This is a genomic window from Sandarakinorhabdus sp. (assembly GCF_031422795.1).
In the GTDB taxonomy this organism is placed as follows: Bacteria; Pseudomonadota; Alphaproteobacteria; order Sphingomonadales; family Sphingomonadaceae; genus Sandarakinorhabdus.
The window spans coordinates 1-2,458 of record NZ_JANPML010000271.1; the positions used below are offsets into that span (position 1 = coordinate 1).

At 64.6% G+C, this 2,458-nt stretch carries 3 protein-coding genes; 2 read left to right on the forward strand and 1 reads right to left on the reverse strand.

Annotated elements, in window-relative coordinates; genetic code table 11:
* Nucleotides 1–825: carbamoyl phosphate synthase small subunit (locus tag RMO81_RS09760; protein ID WP_310475659.1), on the reverse strand; the 825-nt coding region annotated here is incomplete at its 3' end.
* A 141-nt stretch (nucleotides 826–966) separates the two neighbouring features.
* Between RMO81_RS09760 and RMO81_RS09765 the strand changes: the two genes are divergently transcribed.
* Nucleotides 967–1,419, forward strand: coding sequence for a GatB/YqeY domain-containing protein (locus RMO81_RS09765; RefSeq protein ID WP_310475660.1), 453 nt, complete (start codon nucleotides 967–969; stop codon nucleotides 1,417–1,419).
* Nucleotides 1,420–1,429: 10 nt separating this feature from the next.
* On the forward strand, nucleotides 1,430–2,458 hold a 1,029-nt coding region (gene dnaG, locus RMO81_RS09770; protein WP_310475661.1), incomplete at its 3' end, for a DNA primase.

The following is a 2,458-nucleotide window of genomic DNA, read 5'->3' on the forward strand; positions in this document are numbered from 1 at the left end:
CAGGCCGGCGTTCAAGATCTTCTGGATGGTCGGCACCGCGTGCACGCCGGTGGCGGCTGGATCACCGGGGCCGTTGGACAGGAAGATGCCGGCCGGCTTCAGCGCCATGATTTCATCAAACGTCGCGGTCGCCGGCACCACCGTCACCCGCGCACCGGCGGCGACCAGATTGCGCAGGATGTTGCGCTTCATGCCATAATCGATGGCGACCACCAGCGGGCCATCCTTGTTGGCGCTGTGTACGGCATAGCCACCGGCCAACGTCCACAGGCCATCATCCCAATTGTAATTCTGGGTAGCGCTGATCACGCTGGCGAGGTCCATGCCCTCCAGCCCCGGCCAACCGCGCGCCTGGCTGAGCAGCATCTTCACATCGAACTGGCCAGCCTTGTTGTGGGCGATCACGCCATTGGGGGCGCCGCCTTCGCGGATGCGCTTGGTGAGCGATCGCGTATCGACGCCGCTGATGCCGATGCGGCCCCAGGCCTTCATCCAATCATCAAAACGGCGCTGGCTGCGGAAATTGGCGGCGGCGGTGACGGGTTCACGCACCACGCAGCCCAGTGCGTGCGGATTGGCCGATTCGATATCCTCGTTGTTGGCGCCAACATTGCCGATGTGCGGAAAGGTGAAGGTGATGATCTGCCCGGCATAGCTGGGATCGCTCATCACTTCCTGATAGCCGGTCATCGCGGTGTTGAAGCACACCTCCCCCACGGCGGCACCTTCGGCACCGAAACCATGGCCCCAGATCACACTGCCATCGGCCAACACCAATACGCCAGTTGCGCCTTTGGGTTGGACGGGCGCTTTGGCGACGGCCATGAGGGGTGATTCCTTTTGTCAGGCGGGCAAACGGCTGGGCGCTTAGGGTCCACCGTGCTGCTCGTCAATCTGTTCTTTGCGGGTGCAAGACGCTATCGAGCCCCAAAGATCAATCCGCATTTTCAAGACCCGGAGATTCCCATGCTGCGCGACGCCATCCAGACCGCCACGATCGCTGCCATGAAGGCCCGCGACAGCGCCCGCCTTGGCGCACTGCGCCTGATCAACGCCGCCTTGAAGAACAAGGACATCGAACTGCGCACCGGCACCGCGCCCGCCGACGATGATGTGCTGGTGACCGACGTGCTGATGAAAATGGCCAAGCAGCGCCGCGAATCGATCGAGATGTTCGACATGGGCGGCAGAGCCGAACTCGCCGCTGTCGAACGCGCCGAACTGAGCGTGATCGAAAGTTTCATGCCGACCCAGATGGACGACGCCGAAGCGCTGGCGGCGATCAAGGCCATCGTGGCTGAAATCGGCGCCACCAGCGTGAAGGACATGGGCCGCGTGATGGCGACCGTGAAGGAGCGGTTTGCGGGCAAGCTGGACATGAGCAAGGCCAGCGGGCTGGTGAAAGCGGCGCTGGGTTGAACCTGTCTGGATGAGCCTTTCCCCCGCCTTTCTCGACGAGCTGCGCGCCCGGATCCCGATTTCGGGTGTGGTCGGCCGCCGCGTGAAGCTGACGCGGGCCGGGCGGGAGATGAAGGGCTGCTGCCCCTTTCACAACGAAAAATCGCCCAGCTTTTATGTGAATGACGAAAAGGGCTTTTATCACTGCTTTGGCTGCGGTGCGCATGGCGATGTGATCCGGTTCATGACCGACAACATGGGCCTGCCCTTCATGGAAGCGGTGAAGCAGCTTGCCGGCGAAGCCGGACTGGAAGTGCCCGCCCCGACCCCCGAAGCCCGCGCCAAGGCCGAAGTGGCGGACAGTCTGGCCGAACTCACCGCCCGCGCTGCCAGCTGGTTTCAGACGCAACTGGCCAGCAATGGCGGCGGTGCAGCGCGCGCCTATCTGGAACGGCGCGGCGTGCGCGCTGAAACGCTGAAAGCCTTTGCGCTGGGTTACTCCCCTGATTCGCGCACCGCCTTGCGCGGCCATCTGAAGGACGCCACCGCCGACAAGCTGCTGGAGGCCGGCCTGATCGGCAAGACCGATGCGGGCGAAACCTATGACCGGTTCCGTGGCCGGCTGATGTTCCCGATCCGCGATGCGCGTGGGCGCGTTGTCGGCTTTGGCGGGCGCGCGCTGGGAGACGTTCAGCCCAAATATCTCAACTCCGCCGATGGCCCGCTCTTCGACAAGGGCCGGCTGCTCTACAACCTCGATCAGGCCGGGCCGACAGCGCGGAAGGCGAACCGGCTGATCGTGGTCGAAGGCTATATGGACGTGATCGGCCTTGCCCAGGCCGGCATTGGCGAGGCCGTCGCCCCGCTGGGCACCGCGATGACCGAAACGCAGCTCGCTCTGGCCTGGCGGCTGGTTGATGTGCCGGTGCTGTGTTTTGATGGCGATGCCGCCGGTGGCCGCGCCGCCACCCGCGCCGCCATGCGGGCGCTGCCGCTGCTCAAGCCCGGCAAATCGCTGCGCATCGCCACCCTGCCGGCAGGGCAAGACCCGGACGATATC

Coding starts and splice junctions, on each gene's coding strand:
- RMO81_RS09765 (WP_310475660.1), top strand. CDS start 967: ATGCTGCGCGACGCCATCCAGACCGCCACGATCGCTGCCATGAAGGCC.